This is a genomic window from Deltaproteobacteria bacterium, assembly GCA_009930495.1.
Taxonomy (GTDB): domain Bacteria; phylum Desulfobacterota; class Desulfovibrionia; order Desulfovibrionales; family Desulfomicrobiaceae; genus Desulfomicrobium.
On sequence record RZYB01000324.1, the window covers coordinates 1 to 1,924 of the forward strand.

Consider the following 1,924-nt stretch of genomic DNA (forward strand, 5'->3'; position numbering starts at 1 on the left):
TTTCCCCTCCTCTCCCCACGCCATTCTTGATCCTTCCCTTCGCTGGTTCCCCGCTGACGAGGCCCTGCGCGAAACGACCATGGACAAGCTCATGCCGCCCCTGGTGCCCAGCCTGCGGCGCGAGGTGAAGACGTTTCGCGACGGCGGCTACGTGGGCGCTTCGGCCACCAGCGCGGCCCTGCTGAACTGGTGGTTTGTGGAACCGCACCTGTTGGAAAAAGCTGATGGTTCCATGTCTGAATTCGCCTACTATTTCGCCCAGCGCGAGGCCCTGGAGACCATCATCTATCTGCATGACGTGGTCGGCGTGCGCGATAAGCACGACCTGATGCGCTTTGATGGCAGTGGCAACGTGCGCAGTAAGGATTTTGACGAAACATGGCGACGCTTTGTCATCAAGATGGCCACGGGCAGCGGCAAAACCAAGGTCATGAGTCTGGCCATTGCCTGGAGTTTTTTCCACAAGCTCTATGAGCCGGATTCGGATCTGGCCCGGAATTTTCTGGTTATCGCCCCGAACATCATTGTCCTGGACAGAATCTACCATGACTTCAAGGGGCTGGATATTTTCTTCCACGATCCGGTCCTGCCCGATGATGGATACGAGGGACGCAACTGGCGCAGTGATTTCCAGCTGACTCTGCATAAGCAGGACGAAGTGCGCGTGACCCAGCCCACGGGCAACATCTTCCTGACCAACATCCACCGCGTCTATTCCGGTGAAGACATTCCGCCGACTCCGGACGATGACAACACCATGGATTATTTCCTGGGGCCACGCCCCACGGGCAAGACCACGGATTCCAAGGTCGATCTGGGCGTGATCGTGCGCGACATCGACGAACTCATGATCGTCAACGACGAGGCCCATCACGTTCATGATCCCAAGCTGGCCTGGTTCAAGTCCATCCAGGACATCCACAACCGCATGCTGCAGAAGGACTCGGCCCTGTCCCTGCAAATCGACGTCACCGCCACGCCCAAGCATAACAACGGCGCGATCTTTGTGCAGACCGTCTCGGATTACCCCTTGGTGGAGGCCATCAAACAGAATGTGGTCAAGCACCCCGTGCTCCCAGACGACGAAAGCCAGCGCAAACTTCAGCCCGTGAGCAGCGCCAAGTATACGGAAATGTATTCAACCCATCTGCGCCTGGGAGTTATCGAATGGCGCAAGGCGTATGCGGAACAGGAAAAGCGCGGTAAAAAAGCCATCCTCTTTGTTATGACCGATGACACGCGCAATTGCGACGAAGTGGCGGAATACCTGCGCTCTTTGGAACCGGACCTGGCCGGAGATGACGCCGTTCTGGTCATCCACACCAAGAATAACGGTGAAATCTCCGAGGCCGCGTCCGGCAAAAATGAAGACGAACTGCGCAGGCTGCGCAAGCTGGCCAATGACATCGATTCCTGGGACAGCCCGTGCAAGGCCATTGTCTCGGTGCTCATGCTCAAGGAAGGCTGGGACGTGCGCAACGTGACGACCATCGTCGGCTTGCGGGCCTACTCCGCCAAAAGCAACATCCTGCCAGAACAGACCCTGGGGCGCGGCCTGCGCAAGATGTATCCCGGCTTCGGCGACGAATACGTCAGCGTCATCGGCACGGATGCGTTTTTAGACTTCGTGCGTTCGCTGGAAAAGGAAGGCATCGTCTTCGAGCATCGGCCCATGGGTGGCGGCACGGGTGGATCGACCATGCTCATCGAAGTGGACACGGACAACGGAGCCAAAAACATCAAGGACCTCGACATCCGGATTCCAGTCCTCAGCCCGCGTGTCAGCCGGGAATACGCGGGCCTGGCCCATGTTGATCTGGCCCGTGTCGAATTCCGCCCTGTCATGTACCACGCCTATGCCGCGGAAGAGCTGCGGGAGATTGTTTTCAAGGACATCACGACCAACCAGATCACCCACACCACC

Annotated in this window: 1 protein-coding gene; it reads left to right on the plus strand. The window is 58.0% G+C overall.

Annotated elements, in window-relative coordinates:
• Window positions 1–1,924, plus strand: a 1,924-nt coding sequence (locus EOL86_14310; protein NCD26745.1) for a type III restriction endonuclease subunit R, incomplete at both ends; no start/stop codon positions are given.